Origin of the sequence: Terrirubrum flagellatum, assembly GCF_022059845.1 — a bacterium.
Classification (GTDB): Bacteria; Pseudomonadota; Alphaproteobacteria; order Rhizobiales; family Beijerinckiaceae; genus Terrirubrum; species Terrirubrum flagellatum.
In genome coordinates this window covers 2,282,381-2,306,615 of the sequence record NZ_CP091851.1, presented here as the reverse complement: position 1 = coordinate 2,306,615, position 24,235 = coordinate 2,282,381, and the positions used below count along the sequence as shown (strand labels likewise).

At 64.4% G+C, this 24,235-nt stretch carries 21 protein-coding genes; 12 read left to right on the top strand and 9 right to left on the bottom strand.

Annotated elements, in window-relative coordinates; genetic code table 11:
• Positions 1-110: 110 nt before the first annotated feature.
• Positions 111-1,637 carry a type VI secretion system-associated FHA domain protein TagH gene (tagH, locus tag L8F45_RS11200; protein WP_342362950.1) on the top strand — a complete coding sequence of 509 codons (1,527 nt, stop codon included), beginning with the start codon at positions 111-113 and terminating at the stop codon, positions 1,635-1,637.
• Positions 1,638-1,676: 39 nt separating this feature from the next.
• On the opposite strand, the gene L8F45_RS11195 is transcribed toward tagH, so the two are convergent.
• The 4 genes from L8F45_RS11195 to L8F45_RS11180 all read right to left on the bottom strand — a co-directional run bounded on the left by L8F45_RS11195 (position 1,677) and on the right by L8F45_RS11180 (position 5,706).
• Positions 1,677-2,489 carry an ABC transporter permease gene (locus L8F45_RS11195; protein ID WP_342362949.1) on the bottom strand — a complete coding sequence of 271 codons (813 nt, stop codon included), beginning with the start codon at positions 2,487-2,489 and terminating at the stop codon, positions 1,677-1,679.
• Entirely contained in the window at positions 2,486-3,322 is an 837-nt protein-coding gene (locus tag L8F45_RS11190; protein ID WP_342362948.1) for an ABC transporter permease, read from the bottom strand. The genes L8F45_RS11195 and L8F45_RS11190 overlap by 4 nt, the downstream gene beginning before the upstream one ends.
• Positions 3,323-3,484: 162 nt before the next feature.
• Positions 3,485-4,621: an ABC transporter substrate-binding protein gene (locus tag L8F45_RS11185; protein ID WP_342362947.1), complete on the bottom strand. Its 1,137-nt coding sequence runs from the start codon at positions 4,619-4,621 to the stop codon at positions 3,485-3,487.
• Positions 4,622-4,641: 20 nt separating this feature from the next.
• Positions 4,642-5,706, bottom strand: coding sequence for an ABC transporter ATP-binding protein (locus tag L8F45_RS11180; protein ID WP_342362946.1), 1,065 nt, complete (start codon positions 5,704-5,706; stop codon positions 4,642-4,644).
• A gap of 188 nt (positions 5,707-5,894) precedes the next feature.
• Here L8F45_RS11180 and L8F45_RS11175 point away from each other — a divergent pair, with 188 nt between their 5' ends.
• Positions 5,895-6,674 (top strand): esterase/lipase family protein, encoded by a 780-nt coding sequence (locus L8F45_RS11175; protein ID WP_342362945.1) that lies wholly within the window; start codon positions 5,895-5,897, stop codon positions 6,672-6,674.
• A gap of 175 nt (positions 6,675-6,849) precedes the next feature.
• Entirely contained in the window at positions 6,850-8,277 is a 1,428-nt protein-coding gene (locus tag L8F45_RS11170) for a tetratricopeptide repeat protein (RefSeq protein WP_342362944.1), read from the top strand.
• A gap of 301 nt (positions 8,278-8,578) precedes the next feature.
• Here L8F45_RS11170 and L8F45_RS11165 read toward each other — a convergent pair whose 3' ends face one another.
• The gene (locus L8F45_RS11165; protein ID WP_342362943.1) at positions 8,579-8,902 is read right to left on the bottom strand and encodes a hypothetical protein; all 324 of its coding nucleotides are present in this window, start codon (positions 8,900-8,902) and stop codon (positions 8,579-8,581) included.
• A 45-nt stretch (positions 8,903-8,947) separates the two neighbouring features.
• Between L8F45_RS11165 and L8F45_RS11160 the strand changes: the two genes are divergently transcribed.
• From L8F45_RS11160 to gmk, 8 genes are all read left to right on the top strand, one after another.
• Positions 8,948-10,057 carry a tetratricopeptide repeat protein gene (locus L8F45_RS11160; RefSeq protein WP_342362942.1) on the top strand — a complete coding sequence of 370 codons (1,110 nt, stop codon included), beginning with the start codon at positions 8,948-8,950 and terminating at the stop codon, positions 10,055-10,057.
• 111 nt (positions 10,058-10,168) lie between these two features.
• The gene (gene fabD, locus L8F45_RS11155; RefSeq protein WP_342362941.1) at positions 10,169-11,116 is read left to right on the top strand and encodes an ACP S-malonyltransferase; all 948 of its coding nucleotides are present in this window, start codon (positions 10,169-10,171) and stop codon (positions 11,114-11,116) included.
• A gap of 9 nt (positions 11,117-11,125) precedes the next feature.
• A complete protein-coding gene (fabG, locus tag L8F45_RS11150) occupies positions 11,126-11,863 on the top strand; it encodes a 3-oxoacyl-[acyl-carrier-protein] reductase (protein ID WP_342362940.1) in 738 nt (245 codons plus the stop codon).
• Between the two features lie 184 nt (positions 11,864-12,047).
• The gene (locus L8F45_RS11145; RefSeq protein ID WP_342362939.1) at positions 12,048-12,287 is read left to right on the top strand and encodes an acyl carrier protein; all 240 of its coding nucleotides are present in this window, start codon (positions 12,048-12,050) and stop codon (positions 12,285-12,287) included.
• A 46-nt stretch (positions 12,288-12,333) separates the two neighbouring features.
• Positions 12,334-13,602: a beta-ketoacyl-ACP synthase II gene (gene fabF / locus L8F45_RS11140; protein WP_342362938.1), complete on the top strand. Its 1,269-nt coding sequence runs from the start codon at positions 12,334-12,336 to the stop codon at positions 13,600-13,602.
• Positions 13,603-13,680: 78 nt separating this feature from the next.
• Entirely contained in the window at positions 13,681-15,048 is a 1,368-nt protein-coding gene (gene mltG / locus L8F45_RS11135; protein WP_342362937.1) for an endolytic transglycosylase MltG, read from the top strand.
• Between the two features lie 85 nt (positions 15,049-15,133).
• A complete protein-coding gene (locus L8F45_RS11130) occupies positions 15,134-16,021 on the top strand; it encodes a YicC/YloC family endoribonuclease (protein ID WP_342362936.1) in 888 nt (295 codons plus the stop codon).
• Entirely contained in the window at positions 16,011-16,682 is a 672-nt protein-coding gene (gmk, locus tag L8F45_RS11125; protein ID WP_342362935.1) for a guanylate kinase, read from the top strand. Before L8F45_RS11130 ends, gmk begins: the two co-directional genes overlap by 11 nt.
• Positions 16,683-16,688: 6 nt before the next feature.
• Here the strand turns inward: gmk and rsmA are convergent, their stop codons facing one another.
• From rsmA to lptF, 4 genes are all read right to left on the bottom strand, one after another.
• Positions 16,689-17,534, bottom strand: coding sequence for a 16S rRNA (adenine(1518)-N(6)/adenine(1519)-N(6))-dimethyltransferase RsmA (rsmA, locus tag L8F45_RS11120; protein WP_342362934.1), 846 nt, complete (start codon positions 17,532-17,534; stop codon positions 16,689-16,691).
• A 136-nt stretch (positions 17,535-17,670) separates the two neighbouring features.
• Complete coding sequence (locus tag L8F45_RS11115) at positions 17,671-20,295, bottom strand: LPS-assembly protein LptD (protein WP_342362933.1); 2,625 nt, start codon at positions 20,293-20,295, stop codon at positions 17,671-17,673.
• A gap of 4 nt (positions 20,296-20,299) precedes the next feature.
• Positions 20,300-21,388, bottom strand: a complete 1,089-nt coding sequence (lptG, locus tag L8F45_RS11110) for an LPS export ABC transporter permease LptG (RefSeq protein ID WP_342362932.1) — start codon at positions 21,386-21,388, stop codon at positions 20,300-20,302.
• Between the two features lie 2 nt (positions 21,389-21,390).
• Complete coding sequence (gene lptF, locus L8F45_RS11105; protein ID WP_342362931.1) at positions 21,391-22,575, bottom strand: LPS export ABC transporter permease LptF; 1,185 nt, start codon at positions 22,573-22,575, stop codon at positions 21,391-21,393.
• 157 nt (positions 22,576-22,732) lie between these two features.
• On the opposite strand from lptF, the gene L8F45_RS11100 reads away from it, so the two are divergent.
• Positions 22,733-24,235, top strand: coding sequence for a leucyl aminopeptidase (locus L8F45_RS11100; RefSeq protein WP_342362930.1), 1,503 nt, complete (start codon positions 22,733-22,735; stop codon positions 24,233-24,235).

Sequence of the window (24,235 nt, the reverse complement as noted above, 5' to 3'; positions counted from 1 at the left end):
ACTTGCTGGCGGCGCGCCGATCCAGTCAAACTCTCCTTGATTTTCGCCGGCGCGGCCTGCATCCACGTCGCCTTCGCGCCCGCCGCCGGCGAAACAGGAGATAGTGCGCAATGCCGTTGCGCTTGACCCTTGAAAATGTGCCGTCGCTGCCGGACGGTGGACCCGTCAGCTACAGCGTGTCGGGCAAGCGCGGCTTCGATATCGGCCGCGATCAATATCTCGATTGGGTGTTGCCTGATCCCAACCGGGTCGTCTCCGGCAAGCATTGTGAAGTGCGCTATCGCGACGGCGGCTACTGGCTGCGCGACGTCTCGACCAACGGCACCTTCGTCAATCGCAGCGAGCGCCGCCTGCAGGAGCAGCATCGGCTGCGTTCCGGCGATCGCATCGAGATCGGCCACTACATCATCAATGTCGAGGTCGAGGGCGACGACGAAGCCGCCGGCGAAGGGCAGGATGACGCGCCGCAGGGCGAGGGCGGTCTGTGGGGGAGCGGCGCCGGCGCTGCGCCTCCCGTCGATCCCAAGGGCTTCCGCGCGCCACGCGCATCGCAGCCGCTTCAATCCGGCGACGTGCTCGACTGGGCGGCGTCGATTCCCGAGGCCGCGCATGCTGCGCCTCCGCCTTCGATGACGCCGGGACCGAGTCCCTATGCGCCTCTTCCGCCGGCGCCGAGCCCTTACGCGCCTCCTTCGGTTGCGCCTCCGGCCGGAGACGTCTGGGGCGGAGGCGGAGACCATTCCGACTCGCCATGGGGCGCTCCGCCGCCTGCTGCGCCTGCTTCATTCGCGCCGCCGCCTGCCGCCGCGCCTGTCGCGCCGCCGCCGCCTCCACCTGTCGCTGCGCCCTTCGTTCCCGAGGCCGTGCCGCCTGCTGAACCGCCGGCAGGCTTGCCTCGCGCGACGCCGCCGGAATTCGCGCCCGCGGCGTCTGAGCAAAGGCCGACATCGCTGCCGCCGATGCCGCAATTGACGCCGTCCGCGTCAGTCGCTCCGGCTCCTCCGCCGCCGCTCACGGCCGCGCCGTCGCCGCCGTCTTTCGCGCCAACGGGAACGGCGACCGGCGGCGGTGAATTTATCAGGCGTTTCGCCAAGGGCGCGCGATTGTCGGAGGAAGCGATCGCGACGAGAGACGCAGGCGCGCTCGCCGAACTGCTGGGCGTGCTGATGCACATCGCCGCCAACAATCTCGGCCAGTTGCTGGTGGCGCGCGCGGAATCCAAAGGCGCGATGCGCAGCTCGAACCAGACCCTGATTCAGGCGACCGACAACAACCCGCTGCGCTTCTCGCCGACAGGCGAAGACGCGCTCGCGATCATGTTCGGCCGGCAGACTAAGAGCTATCTCGATGCGCAGCGCGCGTTCGAGCAGAGCTTTCTCGCCCTGAAAGCGCATCAGGTCGACAGCTTCGCCGCGATCCAGACCGCGATCCAGAAGCTCGTCGCCGATCTCGATCCCAAGGAGATCGAGAAAGCGCTCGACGCCAACAAGAGCGCCGGCATGTTCACCAACAAGAAGGCGCGGCTCTGGGACGATTTTGTCACGCGCTGGAAGATGAAGGCCGGAAACCACGAGTCGGGGTTGTTCGGCGCCTTCATGCAGTATTTCGGCGATGCCTACGACAAGCGGAAATCGTGACGCGCTCCGTTCGCGCTCTTCAGCGCGAACGGGTCCAAATCATCTTCCGACCTTCGCCATCACATCGGCTTTCAGGAAGCGCTCGATCAGCAGCATGAAGCCGATCGAGGGGATGAGAAGAATGAGGGCGGTGATCGAGGCGATCTGATAGTTGCCGCCCATGCTTGCGCTGTAGAGCAGCAGCGGCAGCGTCGTGACCTGCGGCACGCCGACGAAGAACGTGCCGGTGAATTCGTCGAGCGATTCAAGAAACACGAAGATGGCGCTCGCCATGATGCCCGGCGCCGCGAGCGGCAGCGTCACCGTCCAGAAGGCGCGCTGCGGCGACGCGCCCATGTTGCGCGCCGCGAGTTCGAGATCATGGTCGACCGCGGCGAAGGCGGCGGTCGTGACCCAGACGGAATAAACGAGCGCATGCGCGGCATGGACCAGCACCACGCCGGGAATGGTCCCCGCAAGTCCGACCATGTAGAAGACGCGCGCCACGTTGATGTAGATCGTGATCGACGGAAAAGCCTGCGGCAGCAGGAACAGGATCATGATGGCAGCGCGTAAGGGCAATTTGAGGCGCGCCAGCGCGTAGCCCGCGGGAATCGAAACGGCGAGCGCGACGACGACCACCAGCGCCGCGATCAGCACGCTGGTCGCAAGAGACGACATGGCGTCGCCGGTGGGGCGGAACACCACCTCCCAATAGCGCAAGCCGTAGACCACAGGCAGTTTGAATGGCGCGTACCATCGCTCCGCCACTGACCAGAGCGCGAGATTGAACAGCGGGCCGATCAGCACGAAGGCGAAGAGGGCGAGCGCCGCCGCCTTCAGAACGAGCGCAAGCGAAGCGCGCGCCGTCATGGCGCTTGCCTCCGCTCCGCGAGATTATGTCGGAGATAGAACCAGGCGGCGAAAGCGGTGATGAGATAGGAGATCACGCCGAGCGCATTGGCGACGCCATAGTCTCCATAGGACGTGACGCGGAACGCCATGTCCACCGTCATCATGGTCGGCTGCGATCCCGCGACCATCATCGGCACCGACAGGACGCTCATCATCGTCACGAAGGACAGCACCATGCCGACCAGCAGCGTGCGCGCCACCTGCGGGATGACGAGCTCGATCAGCGCCCGCAGACGCGACGCGCCGAGATTGCGCCCGGCCTCGATCGTCGCGCGATCGATCGAGGCCATCGCGCCGGCGAGCAGCAGGGCGACGAAAGGCGTCTGCTTCCAGACGAAGGTGATGATGACGCCGCGCCAGTCGAGGAAGCTCTGCGTCGACAAGGGATCGAGGAGCCCCATGCCGACGAAGGTGTTGTTCATCAGCCCGTTCTTCGCGAGGAAGGTGCGCATGCACTGCGCGGCGACGATGAAGGGGATGAACAGCGGCCAGCGATAGAGCCAGCGCAGCGTTCCGACGAGCCATGGCGTCTCGCCCATGGTGAGCGCGCCGGCGATCGCCGTCGCAGCGAGGCCTGTCAGCAGCGTCGAGACGACGACGATGAAGATCGTATAGATGATATCGCCGGAATAGAGCTCGAACGCTTTCTGAAAATTGGCGAGGCCGATCGTTCCGCCGGGCTCGGTCAGCGAGAGCTCCAGCGACAGCGCGAGAGGATAAAGGAAAAGGATCGCGATCAGCGCCAGCGCCGGCGCGATCAGGATCAGCCCCCAGATGTAGCCCTGCTTCAAACGGCGTTCTTCTTTTAGCGTTGCGCCCCGAGATAGAGGCTATAAGGGCTCGCGTCATGGCCGGACTTGTTCCGGCCATCCACGTCTTTCTAATTCAAACAAAGACGTGGATGCCCGCGACAAGCGCGGGCATGACGGGATCTATTGCGTCCAATTCGAGGCTCAATTCGCGACCTTCTTCTCGTAGGATTCGAGAATGTCGTTGAAGTAGGGCGCGATCGGGAAGGGGCGGCCCTTCTCCGAGAGGTCGGCCGGCTTGATGTCGGTGAACAGCTTCTCCCAGGCCGCCTTGTCGAGCTTGCCTTCGAGATTCTGCGCGTCGATGCCGGGATACCAGTTGAACTTCTTGACGATGCCGTCGGCCTGCACCTGCGGGCTCGTCGCCAGCGCGATGAATTGTTCGGCGAGCTTGGCGTTCGCGGCCTTCGCCGGGATCGCGTAATACATCGGCTGGCCAGGCATGCCGGGCGACATGAGTTTCAGCTTCATGTTTGGCGGCAGCTTGCCGTCCGCCTGCCAGGTGTAGAACATGTCGACCCAAACCGGACCGATGGCGATCTCGCCGCGATTGAGCATGTCGAGCGTGCCGGCGTTGCCGGGCGTGATCACAACATTCTGGTTGAACGCCTTGAGGTCGGCGAGCGGCTTGTCCCAGCTGTTTTTCACGGCCGGATCATAAGGGCCCTTTTCGAGCTTGGCGGAATCGCCGCCGAAGGCCGAGACCCAGCCGGTGACGAAGGCGACGCCGGACATGCCGCCCTTGATGCCGTTATAGCCGAACTGCTTCGGATGCTTCTTCGTCCATTCGACGAGTTCGGGATAGCTCGACGGGACGTCCTTCACCATGTCGGCGTTGTAGGCGAGCGCCGTCTGCGAATGGAACATCGGCATGACATAGCCGTCGACGTTCGCGCCGAGCGAATTCACGGCGGAATCGCGGGTCACCAGTTTGCCGGTCGGGATGTCGCCGCGATAGCGCACGAGCATGCCGTCTTTCGCCATGTCGCCGGCCATCTTCTGGTGGATGACGACGACGTCGAAATCCCAGGCGGCTGCGCCGGCCTTCTTCTGCGCGTCGAGCTTCTCGAAAATTTTCTGCGAGCCGGCGTCTCCGGGGCCTGTGCCGACCGACACGACCTTCACGCCCGGATGCTGCTTCTCGAACATCGGCCCGAGATAATCCTTGACGTAATCGACCATGTTCTGGTCGCCCGCGGTCACGACGTTGAGCGTCTGCGCCGACGCAGGCGCCGCCATCAGCGCCGCCGCGCCGAGGCCGGCCAAAAGATGCATTTTCATTGAGGTTCTCCCGCTCCCTGTCATTCCGAACTCGGAAAAAGATGCATCGCCCGGAATGGCAGCTTCAGCCCCACTGCTGATCCGAGGTCGTGATAGTGGTCGTGTGTGACAGAGAACTGACGTCCCTCTGTCTCGACACTGTAACGATAGTGCCCGCCGGGATAGCTGCGCTGCACGATGCGGCCGGGCAGCACGATCGCGTCGTCGGCCTGCTCGTCATGCGCCACCAGCGCCGCGGCGCTGTCGCGGAAATAAGCGGTGACCGCGCCTTCAGGCAGCGCGTCGGCGCTGCGCGAACGTCGCGCGACGCCGCCGGTCGAGACGTCATAGGCGCCGTCGGCGCGGGCGATCTTCAGCTCGATGCGATTTTCCGCCCCCATGAAGGTGGCGATGAAAGGCGAGGCGGGCTTGTCGTAGACTTCCTCCGGCGCGCCGAGCTGCGCAATGCGGCCCGCATTCATCACCACGATGCGGTCGGCCATCGTCATCGCCTCTTCGCGATCATGGGTGACGTGCAGCGCCGTGAAGCCGAGCCTGTTCTGCAGCGACTTGATCTCGTCGCGCAGTTGCAGACGCACCTTGGCGTCGAGATTGGAGAGCGGCTCGTCGAGCAGAAGAATGTCGGGCTCGATCGCGAGCGCGCGGCCAAGCGCGACGCGCTGGCGTTGGCCGCCGGAGAGATCGGTCACCTTGCGATCTTCGAGCCCGTCGAGATTGAGCATCGCGAGCACCGCGCGCACGCGCTTGCGGATGTCTTCGCGCGCGACGCCTCGCAGCTTCAGCCCGTAGCCGACATTGCCGAGCACCGTCATATGCGGCCACAGCGCGTAGGACTGGAACACCATGGCGAGGCCGCGCTTCTCCGGCGGCAGCGGCGCGACATCCCTGCCGAACAGTCTGACGGCGCCGGCGAAGGCGCGCTGGAAGCCGGCGACGGTCCGCAGCAGTGTGGTCTTGCCGCAGCCCGACGAGCCCAGCATCGCAATGAATTCGCCGCGCGCGATGGAAAGGTCGACGCCGTGCAGCACCACGGTCTCGCCATACCCCGCCTTCAACCCCTCGACCTCGATCGCCGCCTCTTTCATGGGCGTTGGCACCTTGATTGAACGTTCCCCATTTTTTGGGAGTTAACGCCCTTAGCCGGCGAAAAGCTACAGGGATGTGACATTAGGCTGACAACGGCGCGAAGCTGCGCCCTGTTTGCAGAAATGCTGCGCCGCAATAGAATAGGCGCTCGCGAATCTCGCCACGCCGCGATCTCCCGGGGGAGACCATGAGCTTCGCCGTCGACGCCTCATTCTCCGCGCCGCCTTCGCGCTGGCTTCTGGCGCTTGAAGGACGGGCGCTGCCTGAGCTCGCGCTGTTCGGCGCCGCTCTGCCTTTGCTCGCTCGCGCCCCGCGCGGCGACGGACATCCCGTGATCGTCATTCCCGGCCTGATGGCGAGCGATCTTGCGATGCGTCCCCTGGCCGCCTTTCTCCGGGGGCGCGGATACGCGGCGCAGGGCTGGGGGCTGGGCCGCAATCTCGGCCCGCTTCCTGGCGTCGAAGACAGGATGATCGCGCGCATTGAAACGTTGCGTCGCACCCACGGCCGCAAGGTCTCGCTCATCGGCTGGAGCCTCGGCGGCATCTACGCGCGCCAGATCGCGAAGCGATTGCCCGACGATATCAGATGCGTGATTTCGCTGGGCTCGCCGTTCAAGGGCAGCCCGCGCGCCACCAACGCCTGGAAGGTCTATGAATATGTCAGCGGCTTCAGGTCGGAGGATCGCGACCAGCATATGGGCGGCGCGATCGACACGCCGCCGCCGGTTCCCTTCACGGCGATCTATTCCCGTTCGGACGGCGTCTGTTCATGGCGCGTCTGCCGCGAAAATGAAGGCCTGATGACGGAAAACATCGAAGTCGAAGGCAGCCATTGCGGGCTGCCGCACAATCCCGCCGCCGCCTTTGCGATCGCCGACAGGCTGGCGCTGCCCGAGGGAAGCTGGTCTAAATTCGATCGCGCGAGCGGCTGGCGGCCCTGGTTGTTTCGCGATCCTGATCGGTGAGGGGCCGCCGGCGGAACGTGCGCCGCCGCACCACTGACAGGGCGCCGGCGGGCAAAGGTAAGAAGCACCCGTAATTCTCGACGAGGCGATGATGTCGACCGCTCCCAAGTCCACGCTGCGTTCACAGGCGCCCGCCGCCGCGGCAGACTCTGCTGCGCTGGCCGCCGCGCGCCCCGTGAGTTTCAAGGCGAACGCTGAAACGGCGACCCTCTTCGCGGAGAATTTGCGGCGCGCCGGCCGCATCGCTGACGCCGAGCAGCTTGAACAGATCATCAAGATCGAGAAGAACGCCAAGATCAAAATGCATTTCGGCGAGGCGTTGCAACTCGCGATGATGCTTCATCGTTATGAGAAGAAGGAGCAGGCCGAAGTGATCTATCGCGCGCTGCTTCGCGTCGATCCCGATCATGCTCGCGTCAATCACTTTCTCGGCGTGCTCCTGCATCTCGACAAGCGGCGGAAGGATGCGCTGCGATATATGCAGCGTTCGATGAAGCTCCTCGGCGATCAGGCCTGGGCCTGGAATAATTTCGGCAATCTTCTGAACGACGATCCCAAGAAGGGCGCGCAAGCTCAGGACGCTTACGAGACGGCGCTCAGATTGGCGCCGGACTATCCCGAGGCGCACAACAATCTCGGCATCGTCTTCGAGCGCGCCGGACGCCTCGAGGACGCGTTGCAAAACTACAAGCGCGCGACCGAATTGAAGCCGGATTATTTCGAAGCGTTCTATAATCTCGGCTATCTCTATGTATCGCTTGAGCGGCATGACGAAGCGATCCTGGCGCTGAGCCAGTCGATCGTGCTCCAGGGGGACGACAGCACGCGGCAGTCGCGCGTTCTGATGGCGCACGCCTACCGGGCGATCGGCCAGCCTGAAAAATCGCTGGCGATTTTCCGTGAATGGGCGCAGGCCGAGCCCGACAATCCGGTCGCCCGCCACATGCTCGCGGCGCAAAGCGGCGAAAAGCCTGATCGCGCCGCGGACAGTTTTGTCGTGTCGACATTCGACAGTTTCGCGGACAGCTTTGACTCGAAGCTCAGCATGCTTGGCTATCGGGCGCCGCAGATTGTCGCCGAAGCGCTCGCCGAGGCGCATCCCGACGGACTGAGCTTCGGCGTGCTCGCCGACGCCGGCTGCGGCACCGGACTTTGCGGCGTGCTGGTGCGCGAGCGCTGCAAGCGGATGATTGGCTTTGATCTCTCGGCCGGCATGCTCGAAAAGGCCGAAGCCCGCGGTTACGACGAGTTGCACAAGGCCGAGCTGACCGCGTTCCTTCGCGAGCGCCTCGGCGCATTTAATTCGATCATCTCGGCTGACACGCTCTGCTACTTTGGCGAGCTCGATCAGTTCGCGAGCGCCGCCTTTGGCGCGCTCAAATCGAGAGGCGTGCTCGTCTTCACGGTCGAAGCGCTTGAAGGCGAGGGGGATGACGGCTTCCGCCTTGAGCCGCACGGCCGGTACAGCCACCGTCGCGGCTTCATCGAGAAGCGTCTCTCGGAGGCCGGACTGACCGTTGAATCCATCCGACAGGATACGCTGCGCAAGGAAGACGCCAAGCCCGTGAAGGGCTGGATCGTCACGGCGCGCAAGCCCGGCTGACCTTCAAACGTTTAAACGGCTGGCGGCGCTGGATCACGCCGCACCTTGATTGAATCAATCAAAGTGCGAGAACGTGATCGATTCCAAAATTTGGAGCATGGCTTTGCAGGGCGGACGCTTGCGTTCACCCCGGAAAAACCGGTTTCCACTTTTCGCGCCATGCTCTAGCTTTTTCGCAATCCTGATCGGGCGCGGGATTGCGGACGGCGCTGGCTTGGCCACTATAGGGCGCCCAACGACAAGTTGCCGGATTGTCGCCGCCGAGGCCGCCATGTCGTCCGCTCCCCAATCCGCATTGAGCTCAGAGCAGCGTGGCGTCGCGGCCGATTCTGCGGCTTTGACGGACGCCCAGCCCGTCGCCTTCAGGGCGGATATCGACACGGTTCGACTTTTCGCGGCGAATCTGCGTCGCCTCGGCCGCGTTTCCGAGGGCGACGAACTCGAAAGGCTCGGCGAGCAAGAAAAAGAACTCGGCGTCACGATGCGTTTTGGCGAGGCGCTGCAGTTTGCGATGACGCATCATCGTCTCGGAAATAAAAAGCAGGCCGAAACCATCTATCGTGCGCTGCTTCGCGTGGATCGCGACCATCCGCGCGCCAATCACTTTTTCGGCGTGCTGCTGCATCAAGGCAATCGGACGCTGGACTCGCTCCGTCATCTGCGGCGCTCGATGGAGCAGCTCGCTGATCGGGCCTGGGCATGGAACAATCTCGGCAATGTTCTGAAGGAGGACCCGGCGACTCTCGCCGAAGCGCGGGACGCTTATGAAACGGCGCTTCGCCTGGCGCCGGACTATCCCGAGGCGCACAATAATCTCGGCGTTGTCTTCGAGCGTGCGCGACGCTTCGAGGACGCCTTGCGGAGTTACAAACGCGCGACGGAGCTGAAGCCTGACTATTACGAGGCCTATTACAATCTGGGCCATCTCTGTGTCGTGGTCGGCCAGATCGAGGAGGGCGTCACGGCGCTGAGCCATTCGATCCTCCTCAACGTGGGCGGCGCGCGGGAGGCTCGCGTCTTGCTCGCACACGCGCACCGTCGCATCGGCGAGCCCGAAAAGGCGCTTGAGATCATTCGCGAGTGGATGAAAACCGAGCCCGATGATCCCGTGGCTCGGCACATGCTCGCCGCGCACAGCGGCGACTCGCCGGATCGCGCGACAGACGCCTATGTCGTGGCGACTTTCGACAAGTTCGCCGAGAGTTTCGACGCCAGGCTGTCCATGCTTGGCTATCGGGCGCCGCAGATTGTCGCCGAAGCGCTCGCAGAGGCGCATCCAGATGGGCGCAGCTTCGGCGTGCTCGCCGACGCCGGTTGTGGCACAGGGCTTTGTGGCCCGCTCGTGCGCGAGCGCTGCGAGCGGATGATCGGGCTTGATCTGTCGAGCGGCATGCTCGAAAAGGCCGAAGCGCGTGGCTACGATGAATTGCATGAGGCTGAGCTGACCGCGTTTCTGGGCGAGCGCCCGGCGACGTTCAATTCAGTCATTTCAGCCGACACGCTTTGCTATTTCGGCGAAATCAACGAATTTGCGCGTGTCGCATTTTCCTCGTTGAGGCCCGACGGCGTGCTCGTCTTCACGGTCGAGGCCCTGGAGGGCGAGGAAGGCGCAGGGTTCCGCCTCGAGCCGCATGGCCGGTATCGCCATCGCCACGACTTCGTCGAGCAGCGTCTTCGCGAGGCCGGCTTCGTGATCGAAACCATCCGGCGGGATACGCTGCGCAAGGAGGACGCCAAGCCCGTCGAGGGCTGGATCGTCACGGCGCGCAGGCCGGCCTGATCCTCGATGGATTTCCCCGCGCGCTCTTGACTTGAGCCCGCCGGCTTTGCACTCCCCGGCGCCTGCGGCCGGAAAGCCGCCAAACAACTTCGCCTGGGAGGATAATCCTCGATGACGCTCGCGATCACCTGCCCCGGGCAGGGCAGTCAGGCCGTCGGCATGGGCAAGGCGCTGGCCGAGGCGTTCCCGTCCGCGCGCGCGGTGTTCGAGGAGGTCGATGCCGCGCTGGGCGAGAAACTCTCCACTCTGATGTTCAAGGGGCCGCTCGAAACCCTGACCCTGACCGCCAATGCCCAGCCCGCCCTGATGGCCGTCTCCGTCGCCGGCATGCGGGCTCTTGAGGCCGAGGCCGGGCTCGATCCCGCGCGCGACGTCGGCTTCTTCGCCGGCCATTCGCTCGGTGAATATTCGGCGTTGGCCTGCGCGCGGGCGCTGTCTGTGACCGACGCGGCCCGTCTGCTGCGATTGCGCGGCGAGGCCATGCAGAAGGCCGTTCCGGTCGGCGAGGGCGCCATGGCGGTGCTGCTCGGCCTCGAATGGGAGCAGGCCGTCGCCGTCGCCGCCGAGGCGGCGCAGGGGCAGGTCTGCGACGCCGCCAACGACAACGGACCCGGCCAGGCGGTCGTCTCCGGCCACAAGGCGGCGGTTGAGCGCGCCGTGGAGATCGCCAAGGGCAAGGGCGCTAAGCGCGCGATGCTGCTGCCGGTGTCCGCGCCCTTCCATTGCGCCCTGATGAAGCCTGCGGCGGACGCGATGGCGGAGGCCTTGGCGAAAGCCTCGATCGCCCGGCCTGCGGCGTCGATCGTGGCCAATGTCACGGCCGGTCCGGAAAGCGACCCCGCCGTGATCCGCGCCAATCTCGTGAAACAGGTGACGGGAACGGTGCGTTGGCGCGAGAGCGTCGGCTGGATGGCCGCCAACGGCGTTGATTCATTTCTTGAGGTTGGCGCCGGCAAGGTGTTGACCGGACTCTCGAAAAGAATGGCGCCGGCGGCGCAGTCGAGCGCGGTTGGAACGCCTGACGATGTCAGGGCTTTCGCCGCGGCGCGCAACTCATAGGAAATTCCGATGTTCGATCTCACAGGCAAAAACGCGCTGGTGACGGGCGCTTCCGGCGGCATCGGCGGCGCAGTCGCAAAAGCGTTGCATGCGCAGGGCGCGACGGTCGGAATATCGGGCACCCGCAGGGAGGCGCTCGATGCGCTCGCGGCCGAACTCGGCTCCCGCGTTCATGTGTTGCCGGCGAATCTCTCTGAGAAGGATTCGGTCGAAGCCCTTGTGCCTGCGGCGGAAGCGGCGATGGGCGAGCTTCATGTCCTCGTCAACAACGCCGGTGTGACGCGCGACAACATCTTCATGCGCATGAAGGACGAGGAGTGGGATCAGGTCATTCGCGTCAATCTCGAGGCGGCGTTCCGTCTGTCGCGCGCGGCCGTGAAAGGCATGATGCGCCGGCGTTCGGGCCGCATCATCTCGATCACCTCCGTCGTCGGCGTCACCGGCAATCCCGGACAGGGCAATTACGCCGCGTCGAAGGCCGGTCTGATCGGCATGTCGAAGGCGCTGGCGCTTGAAGTCGCGAGCCGCGGCGTGACCGTCAATTGCGTCGCCCCGGGCTTCATCGAGACCGCGATGACGGGCGCGCTCAACGAAAAGCAGAAGGAAACGGTGCTTTCGCGTGTGCCGGCCGGCCGTTTGGGGACTTCGGCGGAGATCGCGGCGGCCGTGGTCTATCTCGCGAGCGACGAGGGCGCCTACGTCACTGGACAGACCTTGCACGTTAATGGCGGCATGGCGATGATCTAAGCGCGGCGGCGCTTTGTCAGCCCCTACCGCCTATGCTAGCTCTGCCCCAAGCGCGGGCGGGGCTTGACGTTCGGAACCAAACGGTTTCCAAGCCCTTCGTTGCAAAAGGCGGGTCGCCGCCGGCGCATGGAAGAATTCGGCCAGCCCTCGATTGGCGGCCTGTCAGATGAATGAGGATCAGACGATGAGTGACATCGCCGAACGCGTTAAGAAGATCGTGGTCGAGCATCTGGGCGTCGACGCGGAGAAAGTGACCGAGAAGGCGAACTTCATCGACGATCTCGGCGCTGATTCGCTCGACACGGTCGAACTCGTCATGGCGTTCGAAGAGGAATTCGGAGTCGAGATTCCGGACGACGCGGCCGAGAAGATCGCGACCGTCGGCGACGCGATTTCGTTCCTGTCCAGCAAGGCCCCGGCGTAAGCTCTCGCCGGCCGCTTGGGGCGCGGCTGCGCGATCGCCCGGACATATGATGTTCCGACGAGTCGTTATCACGGGGCTTGGCCTGGTCACGCCGCTTGGATGCGGCGTCGACGCGACATGGTCCAACATCCTCGCATCGAAATCAGGCGCCGGGCGCATCGGAAATTTCGATGTGTCCGACCTGCCTTGTCAGATCGCCTGCCAGGTCCCGCGCGGCGATGGCTCCAACGGCAGCTTCAATCCTGATCAGTGGATGGAGCCGAAGGAGCAGCGCAAGGTCGACGACTTCATCATCTTCGCGATGTCGGCGGCCACGCAGGCGTTGCGCGACGCCGACTGGAAGCCTGAATCCTACGACGATCAGGCGACGACAGGCGTCATGATCGGATCGGGCATCGGCGGCCTGCAGGGCATCGCCGACGGCGCGATTCTCGTGAAGGAACGCGGCCCGCGCCGGCTGTCGCCCTTCTTCATCCCCGGTCGTCTCGTCAATCTCGCGAGCGGATACGTCTCGATCGAGCACGGCCTGAAAGGCCCGAACCATGCGGTTTCGACCGCCTGTTCGACTGGCGCCCATGCGATCGGCGACGCGTCGCGCATGATCGCGCTCGGCGACGCCGATGTGATGGTGGCTGGCGGCGCCGAGTCGTCGGTGACGCGCATCGGCATGGCGGGCTTCTGCGCCTGCCGCGCTCTCTGCACCAGCTTCAACGATGCGCCGGAGAAGGGCTCGCGCCCCTACGATCGGGATCGCGACGGCTTTGTCATGGGCGAGGGCGCGGGCGTCGTCGTTCTCGAGGAGCTCGATCACGCCAAAGCGCGCGGCGCGAAGATTTACGCCGAGGTCATCGGCTACGGCATGTCCGGCGACGCCTACCACATCACCGCTCCTTCCGAGGACGGCGACGGGGCCTATCGCTGTATGAAGGCCGCTATCAAGCGCGCTGGCGTTTCGCCGGCCGAGATCGACTACATCAACGCCCATGGCACCTCGACCATGGCTGATACGATTGAACTTGGCGCCGTGGAGCGCGTCGTCGGAAATGCGGCGGGCAAACTGTCGATGTCCTCGACCAAGTCCGCGATCGGCCATCTTCTGGGCGCGTCGGGCGCGGTCGAGGCGATCTTCACCACGCTCGCGATCCGGGACCAGGTTGCGCCGCCGACGATTAACCTCGACAATCCTTCGGTCGAGACGGCGATCGACCTGACGCCGCATACGGCCAAAAAGAGGCAGATCGACGTCGCCCTGTCGAACTCGTTTGGATTCGGCGGGACGAACGCGTCGCTGGTATTGCGACGCTACCAAGCGTAACCTTCGCGCCGGATTGATGCCACAATATGCGATCAATCAAGGCGCGATCCTGACAGAACAAGCAGCCAGGGCGGCCTGATGACAGACGGCGTTCCAACGACTGACGCAGCCGCCGCCGCGCGGCAGGCTTCGGTCGAGCCGCGCCGCTTCTCGCCGCGCAGTCCGATCGAGCAGATGGAGCCGCAGGCGGCGCCCCCGCCGCCACCTCGGCTGAAGATGCGCCACCGGTCGTTCGTGACCTTCGGCAGCAACATGTTCACGATCCTGCTGGCGCTGATCCTGGTCGCTGGCGCGGGCGCCTATTTCGTGGTGCGCGAGATCGAGAAGCCGGGGCCGTTGCAGCGGGACAAGGCGCTCGTCGTCCGCGGCGGCATGGGCGACATCGCTGACCAGTTGACCCAGGAAGGCGTCATCACCAGCCCCTATCCCTTCATGTTCGCGGTGGTGACCCAGTCGCACGGCGAGAAGCTGAAGGCCGGCGAGTATATGTTCCGGCAGGGCGTCACCATTCCTCAGATCATCGCCACCCTGATCGAAGGCAAGGCGATCCTGCACTCCGTCACCATTCCGGAAGGTTTGACCTCTGAGCAGATCGTCGGCCGCCTCATGGAGAACGACGTGCTGGCTGGCGAGGTGCGCGAAACGCCGGCCGAAGGCTCGCTGCTGCCGGACACCTATAAATTTGAGCGTGGAATGTCCCGCACCAAGCTGATCAAGCAGATGCAGGACGAACAGCGCGATGTGCTCAACCGGGTGTGGTCGAGACGCTCCGCCGATATTCCCGTGAAATCCGCTCGCGAGCTGGTGGTGCTCGCCTCGATCGTCGAGAAGGAGACGGGCCGCGCCGACGAGCGGCCGCGCGTCGCCGGCGTCTTCATCAACCGCATCAACAAGGGCATGAAGCTCCAGTCGGACCCGACGATCGTGTACGGCCTCGTCGGCGGCAAGGGCACGCTCGGCCGCTCCCTGACCAAGGCGGACATCGAACGCGCGACGCCCTTCAACACCTATGTCATCAGCAATCTGCCGCCGGCGCCGATCGCCAATCCCGGACGTGCGGCGCTCGAGGCGGTGGCCAATCCCTCGCGCACCAAGGACCTCTTTTTCGTGGCGGACGGCACTGGCGGCCACACCTTCGCCGAGACGCTCGACCAGCATAACCGCAACGTCGTTCGCTGGCGCCAGATCGAGCGCGCCAAGGCTGATCAGCAGAAGCCTGTCGATCGCTACGAGGATGATTCGGTCCTGCCGCCGCCGGCCCCGGCCTCCGGCCAGCGTTCCGGCGCGGCGACGGATGCGCCAGCTTCCCCGGCCACCGGAACGCTCCCGCCCGGCCAGCGTCCGCGTGTGACCGACGCGTCGGAGGGCACGCCGCGCGATCCGCTCAAGAACAAGACGTTCGACCTGAACTCGCCAAAGACCGTGCCGGCGCTGACTACGCGCTGATCCGCCGGCAGATCGGGGCGGGTTTCCCCTTCGCGCCACTTTGCTTTAAGCGACCCCGCATGAAGATCGCGGGATATCGATTCTGATGGCGCTCGCCAGCATGACAGGCTTTGCGCGCGCGACCGAAGCCAGCGGCTCCGCGCGAATTGTATGGGAGCTCAAGAGCGTCAACGGCAAATCGCTCGATATCAGGATGCGAACGCCGCCGGGTTTCGACGAGGTCGCCGAAGAAGCGCGCAAGCGCGTCGGCGCCGCCTGCAAGCGCGGGACTTGCTTCGCGTCATTGACGGTTCAACGCGACGAGCGGCCGCCAGTCGTGCGCATCAACGAAAATCTGCTGTCGCAGCTCGTCGACCTTTCCTCTCGCTTCGCCGGGCAGGGCGGGCTCGCGCCGCCGTCGCTCGACGGGCTGCTCGCGGTTCGCGGCGTTGTCGAACTGGTCGAAGCAAGAGATGATGACGCCACGGAAACGGCGCTGCGACAGGGGATCTTCGCGGCGCTTGATCGCGCGATCGCTGATCTCTCGGCGGCGCGCCGATCCGAAGGCGCTGCGCTCGATCAGATTCTGGCGTCGCGGCTTGCTGACATCGGGCGCCTGACCAACGAAGCGGAACGATCGCCGGCGCGTCAGCCGGACGCGGTCAAGAAACGGCTCGCCGAACAGATCGCCGCGTTGCTGGACTCCGGGCGTGAACTCGATCCGAACCGGCTGCATCAGGAAGCCGTGCTGCTCGCAAGCCGCGCCGACATCAGGGAAGAACTCGATCGGCTGAAGGCCCATGTCGAGGCCACGCGCAAATTGATCGCGGAGGGCGGCGCAGTTGGCCGCAGGCTCGACTTCCTCGCGCAGGAAATGGCCCGCGAAGCGAACACGCTGTCGGCCAAGGCCAATGACATCGCGCTCAATGCGACGGGTCTCGAACTCAAGACCATAATCGAGCAATTCCGCGAGCAGGTTCAGAATGTCGAATGAACTCGCGACGCCGAAGCGGCGCGGACTCATCTTGATCGTCTCCTCGCCGTCAGGGGCGGGGAAGACGACGTTGACGCGCGCGCTCCTCGACAAGGATCGCAGCCTGCATCTCTCGATTTCGGTCACGACCCGTCCGCGCCGGCCGAGCGAAGCCGACGGCGTGCATTATCACTTCCTGAAAAGCGTGCGCGAATTCGAGGCCAAGCGCGATGGCGGCGATCTGCTGGAATGGGCGCAGGTGCATGGCCAGCATTATTACGGGACGCCGCGCGAGCCGGTGGAGCGCGCGCTCGCCGAAGGTCGCGACGTGCTGTTCGATATCGATGTGCAGGGCGCCGAGCAGGTGACGCATCAGATGCGCGCCGACGTCGCCAGCGTCTTCGTGCTGCCGCCTTCGATCGAGGAGTTGCATGCGCGCCTGCGCCGTCGCGCCGCCGAGGACGAGACTCTGATCCGCCGCCGCCTCGCGACCGCCCGCGAGGAGATCGCGCGCTGGAGCGAGTATGATTATGTCATCGTCAATGACGATCTCGATCGCGCCTTCTCCGATCTCGAGTCCATTCTTTCGGCTGAACGTCAGCGCCGCATGCGCCGTAGTGATCTGGCGCCGTTGGTGAAGACGCTGGACGCGGATCTTGAAAAGACGCTTCGCGCTGTCTGAGATTCTTCAGGACCGCAGCGCGTCATAGGCGTTCGCGAGCGCGACGAAACCGTCCACCGGAATGGCCTCTGCGCGCGCGGTCGGATCGATCTCCGCCTTCTCCAGAAGCGCGCTCGCATCGACGCCGAGCGATTTCAGACTCTGCCGCAACATTTTGCGCCGCTGATTGAACGCGGCCTGCGCGACTTTCGTCAGGCTTTCGAGCCTGCACGGCGCCGGCGACTGGCGCGGTTCGATGCGCACGATGCTCGACGTCACCTTCGGCGGCGGCGTGAAGGCGGCGGGCGGCACGTCGAACAGGATGCGCGATGTCGCGCGCCAGCCCGCGAGGATGGCGAGGCGACCATAATCCGCGCGCTCATCGGGCGTCGCCACGATGCGCTCTGCGACTTCGCGCTGGAACATGAGCGTGAGCGACGTCCATGCAGGCGGCCAGCTCTCCTGTTCGAGCCAGTTCGTCAGCAGCGGCGTGCCGACATTGTAGGGGAGGTTTGCGACCACCTGCAGAGCTTCGCCCGACGCGATCTGCGCAAGGTCGATCTCAAGCGCATTGCCGTGAATGACTTCGAGGCGGCCGGGATAGCGCGCGCCGATCTCGGCGAGCGCCGGCAGAAAGCGCTCGTCCTGTTCGATGGCGACGACCTTCCTTGCGCCGGCCGCGAGCAGCGCGCGCGTCAATCCGCCGGGGCCGGGACCCACCTCGACAGTGACTCCCTTCGTCAGATCGCCCGCTTCGCGCGCGATGCGCGCCGTCAGGTTGAGATCGAAGAGAAAGTTCTGGCCGAGCGACTTGCGCGGCGCGAGCCCGTGGGCGCGGACCACGTCGCGCAGGGGAGGGAGATCGTCGATCATGGAACGAGAACGGCTAAGATCGCGATGACTTTGGATTGAATCAATCCGAAGTCATCCGATCAATTTCAAAAGTTTAGAGCGGGACTGGCGCGAAAATCGGCTCCCACTTTTTCGCATTCCGCTCTCGCCGTTGCGCTTACTTGCTCAGGCCGTCGTTCAAGGAGCCGCTGGTGCTGAGGCTTTGTGAGAAGTTGACTTCGCCAAGGGACCGCAGCTCCAGCTTCACATAAAGCGCGCGCGACGGACTGGTCGTGCCGTTGTAAACGTCGCGGAATCCGTTCGCGACATACTGCACCGAGAAGATCGTGCACTCGTCCTTGTACTGGAGGCCGACGGACATCGAGGACAGGCTGGCGCGCGTGTTCGCGCCGGTCGCGCTGTAACCTTGCGCGATCGCTTCGCGCGCCGCGAGATAGCGATCGAGATCGAGCACCGTGCCGCCGTAAATGCTCCAGTTGGTGTCGAGCTTGAGATTGCCGTTGATCGCCACGCCTTCGCGCCGGAACGCATAGCCCAGCTCAGGCTGCGCTTCATAGCGCGCATAGAGCACCGAACCTGACAGACGGTCGAGCGTGAAGGACGGGCCGACTTCGAGGCGCTTGAGCGAGAAACTCTTCTCGTCGAAGCGCGCGCGCGTCGTCAGATTGAAGTTCGGTCCAGGCGCGATGATCGCGCGCGCCACCCAGTCCGAATATTTCTTGTCGAGACCCGAATTGAGTCCGACGTTGGAGAGGTCGGGCTGGGTGTAGGAGTTGCGGCCGGCGACCTGGATCGATTGCCCCGCGAGCAGATTGACATAGGCGCCGTTGTTGCCCTGGAACGTGTATTGCGCGCCGTAGTTGAAGCGCACGCCGCCTTCGACGCGATCATAGCCAGAGAACTTGTTGGTCTCGAACAGCGTTGTATCGTCGAATACGAGGCTTTGCGCATCGTTGTTGGGCGTCTCGCCCACATGGCTTTCGTTCGGCCGCGCGACGATCTGCGCGATCGGCTCGAGAACATGCGAGCCCCAGGAGCTCGTCGCGACCAAGGGGAATTTGTACTGCATGCCGACGGCGGGCAACACGCGGGCGTAGGCCGGGTCGGAGCTGTTTCCCGCGCCGGGGATGACGCTGTTCACATACATCCGCGCATAGGTGTTCGCCTCGCCCGGAGTGTTGCTGTATTTCGCGCTGAACGACACGGCGTCGAGGCGAACGGACGCGAACGGCGTCCAGACCTGGCCGAGCGGATCGATCATCTGCCGGCGCCAGTCGAGCGTCGCGGAAGCGCGCGTTTGCTGACCCGCGAGGCCGCGGATGATGCAGTCGCTGCGATTATATTTCACGCAGCCTTCGTAGGGCAGCGAACCATAGATCGTGGGAAAGCTCAGCGGATTGATCTTGTTGCCATTCGCGTCCACCGCGCCCGGGCGATAGATGTAGGCGAACTGCGTCTGGTCGCGCGTGAGGTTGACGAAGTTGACGTCGAGCCCGACTTCGCCGCCGATCGGTCCGGCGAGATTCCAGCGTTTGTTGTAATCCACCACCGGCGCGACGACAGGTTGCTGCTTCTGCCAGTCGCTCGCCGATGTCGGCTGGAAATAATAACCGCGCATGTCGAAGAAGCTGCGATCGCCCTGTCCGCGCAGATAGATCGTCGAGATGACGTCGCGGAAGTACATCTGCTGCAGGCCGGGATTCTGCAGGCGATAATGGTCGTTGAACCATTTGTCGCTTTGCATGGTCACGTCCCAGCCGAAGCGCCAGTGATCGCTGAGATAGAACGTGCCCGCGCTTTCGATCGAGCCGCGGAACTCCTTGTCGCCCGGCCCGTAGACGCCGGTCAGAAACGCGCCCTTTTCCTGCTGGAAAATGCCGGAAGCGCGGATGTTGTAGGAACCGTTGAGCAGCCGATGCCGCCACTCAGCCGAGCCCAGAAATCCCTGTCGCGAGAGATAGGTCGGCGTCAGGGTCAGATCGTAGTTCGGCGCGAGATTCCAGAAGAAGGGCAGCGCGACGCCGGTGCCGAGCGCAGTCGTATGGTAGTAGCGCGGCGCCAGAAAACCGGTCTTGCGCTTCACCGTGTTGTCGGGCGACCAGAAATACGGAATCCAAGCGACGGGATAACCGAACAGCTCCACGGACGCGTTCTCGTAGTAGATCGTCTGCTCTTCCTTGTTGTGGATGATTTTCGTCGCCTTGACCTGCCATAGCGGCGGTCTTTCAGGATTTTGCGCGCAAGGCTCGCAGGTGGTGTAGGTGCCGCGCTGGAAGATTGTCGTGTCGCCCGCCGTCCGTTCGGCGCGCGGCGCCGCGAAGCGCACCTTGAGCTGTTCGCCGCGCACCACAGTCGTCGACTCAACGCGCAGCGAGTCGATGAAGCCGTCCTTGAAGTTGTCCGTTAGTTCGAACCGGTCGCCATGCGTGACCGTGCCCGTCTCGTCCGTCATCCGGACATTGCCTTCGGCGTATACGCGCTTGTTGGCGCGATCATAAACCACGCGATCGGCTTCAAGCGTCTTGCCGTCATAATAGATTTGCGCGTTGCCGACCGCCGAAACCTTGTTCGTGTCGTTGTCGTAGACGAGCTGATTGGCCTCCACGAGCATTTTGGATTTCGGCGCGCCGGGCTGTTGCGCGCCTTGATTGGCGAGCTGCTTGAGGCCTTGCGCCTGCGCAACGTCTGAAAACGCAATCGCGGGAAGACAGACAGCCACGCCCGCGACGATGACACGCCACAGGTTGAGACCGCTTGTCCTCGCTCGCGCGGGGCGACCCATCAACTCAACCATCCTCCAGGTGAAGGAGCACGAACGCCCCGGTCAACGCAGCGACCGCCGCCGGCGTCCACGCCGCAGCGGATACGTTCAGCAGACCGTTCCCCCCGAGATCCTCCACCAACTGCCGGATAACATAGAGCACGAACCCGGCTAAGACGCCACCTAGCACCATCCGCGCCACACCGCCCATCCGGAAAAAACGTAGGGACACGGTTGACGCAATGATAACCATCGCGACCAGCAGCAGCGGCTTGGCCAGAAGCGTTTGATATTGCAACTGATATCGGGTCGCGTCGAGCCCCGCGAGGCGGGTCTGTTCGATCAGTTTCGGAAGGTCCCAGAACGGCACGCTGGCCGGCGGCACGAAGCTCTGCCGGACCTGCTCGGCCTTCAGATTGGTCGGCACCAGATAGGCGTCATGCTGCTCGGGCGGCGAGTCGATCGAGATGACCTTGACCTGGGTCATCTCCCAGTAGCGCTCCTTGAGCGCCGCCTTCTTGGCTTCGATCCGCTCGATGAAGTCGCCCGCCGGTGAAAACAGGAAGGCGGTGACCTCCGAGAGGGTCGTGCCTCCGGGCTCGACCCCCATGGCGCGGATGATCGCCTGACCATCGACGCTCTTCTGCCTGATCCAGGTTTCCTGCCCCAGCGCTTTGACGCCTTTGCCGAAAACCGCCGCTTCGATCTCGGTCGCCTGCTGCTTCATCCGGGCCGAAACCGGATTGTAGACCCCGACCATGAAGAGCCCGATGAAGAGCGCCACCAGCACCGGCGGCTGTAGAAACTCCCACACCGAAACGCCGGCGGATCGGGTGACGACGAGTTCGAGCTTACGCGACAGGTTGAGCATGGCCGACATCGCCCCGAACAGCACCGCGAAGGGCAAGACCTGTTCCGTCACCGACGGCGTTCGGTAGAGCGCGAGCAGGGCCATGCCGGGCGCCGTGGCGGTCGGCGTGTCGCTCGCCCGGCGCATCAGCTCAACGAAATCAACGGTGTAGATGAGGACGCAAACAGTCGCGAAAACGCCCAGCATCGCCTTGAATGAGCGCAGCGCGAAATAGCGCCCGAAGGTGCGGCCGATCAGCGCCATGGTTACGCGCCCGCCTGCGCCGGGCGCGGAAGGAGGCGCTGGATCGGGCGCAGCAGCGCGCCGAGGTCGAGGCGGGTGAAGTCGCCAGCCCACCAGATCAGTGCGAAACTCAGCGCGCCGCCGACGAGGGGGGTGAGATAGGCGGCTGGAATGAAGGTCGCGCTGCCAGCGATCGCGGATGTCGCGATGAAGCCCGCGCCGCGCACGGCCGCCATGGCGAAGACGGCCGCCGCGATGCTGATGCCGCGGCCCTGGCGCGTGGTGCGCGCCGAGCCCAACGCTGCAAAGGCGATCACTGCAAAAGCAAAGGGATAGAGCGGCGAGCTCAACCGGTCATGCAGTTCGGATCGGTAGCGCCCGGCAATGATCGCCGGCGGCGGTTTGGCCGGGTCGGGATTGAGGAGTTGCAGCGTCGTCTGTTCGCGCGGCTTCTGATAGGCGGCTTCCGCGGCCGCGACCATCTCGCTGAGATCGATGGCGTAACGCTGGAACACGATGATCGACGCATCCTGCGCGTTGCCTGCGAGACGCTGCACGCTGCCCTTTTCAAGAATGAGGTAGTTCGTGCCGTTCGCTTCGACGGTCTGGCCTTTCTCTGCGAGATAGATGCTGACCTTCTCGGGGTCGCGCCGGTCCTGGATAAAGACGCCGAGCAGCGTCTGCCCGGCGCGCTCGCGATAGTGGAAGACGACGCCCTTATCGAGCGTCACGAACTGGCCTTCCTTGACGATATTGGAGATCACGTCGGCCTGGATCTTGGTGAACAGATCGCGCACCACGCGGAAGCTTGCCGGCATGATGTAGATGGTCATGGCCGCGACCATCACGCACGTCATGATGGCGAGCGTCGCCAGCGGCTTGAAGATCGTTCGCGGCGGCGCGCCCGCGGCGCTGATGACGATGAGTTCGCTGTCGCTGTTGAGCTTGTTGAGCGTGAAGATGATGGCGATGAACATCGCCACCGGCCCAATGATGGTCACCAGCGCCGGCAAGGTGAGGCCGGTGATGGCGAGAAACATCATGATCGTCTGGCCCTTGGAGGTCAGCAGATCGAGTTCGCGCAACGCCTGGGTGATCCAGATGACGGCGGTCAACACCAGCGTGCAGGCGAGCGTCGCGCCCAGCGCCATGCGAAACACATAGCGCTCGATCAGCCCGAAACCGAGAGTGCCCCAGAAGCGCGACAACGACAGAATCCACCCTTGACCGGCGCCGGGGTAGCCCGCCCCGGGACGCCGGACAAGACCAGCGGCTTCGGGCGAAATCGGGGCAGGCTTCCGACAAATTGCGCAGTCCGCTCCGGCCGTTGTAAGCCGGACTCCATCCGATCTCTCCGAGGCCCGCATGAGTCGCTCCATCCAGATCGCCGCCGCGGCTTATCCGACCAAGCTTGCGGGCGGCGCGCTCGTGCTCCTGACCGACGACAAACTCGCGCTGTCCGACAGGGCGTCCGCGCTGATTGGCGACGCCGGCCGCAAGGCGTTCGAGAAGGCGGCGGAGATCGAGAGCTTCAAGGGCAAGCTCAATGGCGTCCTGTCGATTCTGGCGCCCGCTGGCCTCGATCTCGATCGGTTGATCGTTGTCGGCGTCGGGCCGGCCTCCGAAGCCGCGAAGCGGAACGCCGTAACGTTAGGCGGCGTAATTGGCGGCGCGCTCGCCAAGGCGAAAGCGGCGACCGTGCTGCTCGACGCTCCGGATGGTCCGTTGAGCGCTGAGCAGGCGGCTGATGTCGCGCTCGGCGCGCAGCTCCGCTTCTACAATTTCGATCGCTACAAGACGAAGAAGAAGGACGACGAGCTGAAGCCGACGACGCTCAAGCTGACGCTGGCGGTCGCCGACGCCGCTGCTGCGAAGAAGGCGCTGCCGGGCCGCGACGCGATCGCCGCCGGCGTCATTCTGGCGCGCGATCTCGTCAATGAGCCGCCCAACGTGCTCGATCCCCCCACATTCGCGGCGCGCGCGAAGGAACTGAAGAAGGTCGGCGTCGAGGTCGAGGTGCTCGGCGTCAAGGAGATGACCAAGCTCGGCATGGGCGCCTTGCTCGGCGTGGGGCAGGGCTCCCGCAAGGAAAGCCAGTGCGTGATCATGCGCTGGAACGGCGCGAAGGGCGCTTCGGCCCAACCCGTTGCCTTCATCGGCAAGGGCGTGACCTTCGACACGGGCGGCGTCTCGCTCAAACCCGGCGGCGGCATGGAGGACATGAAGGGCGACATGGCCGGCGCCGCCTGCGTCACCGGTCTGATGCATGCGCTCGCGGCGCGGAAAGCCAAGGTCAACGCCATTGGCGTGATTGGCGTGGTCGAGAACATGCCTGATGGCGCCGCGCAGCGGCCGGGCGACATCGTGACCTCGCTGTCGGGCCAGACCATCGAGATCATCAACACTGATGCGGAAGGCCGGCTCGTGCTCGCGGACGTGCTCTGGTATGTGCAGGACCGTTTCAAGCCGAAATTCATGGTCAATCTGGCGACGCTCACCGGCGCCTGCGTCGTCGCGCTCGGCAAGGAATATGCGGGCCTGTTCTCGAACGACGATGAGTTGTCGGACCGCCTCCACAAGGCCGGGCAGGCGACCGGCGATCGCGTCTGGCGCATGCCGCTCGCGCCTGAATACGACAAGCTCATGGATTCGCGCTTCGCCGACGTGAAGAATTCGGGAGGTCGCGAGGCCGGCGCGATCACCGCGGCGCAATTCCTCCAGCGCTTCGTCAACAAGACGCCCTGGGCGCATCTCGATATCGCCGGAACCGCCATGGGTTCGCCAAAGACGGAGATTTCGCAGGGCTGGTCGTCAGGCTTCGGCGTCAGGCTGCTCGATCGGCTGGTGGCCGATCACTACGAGGGGTAG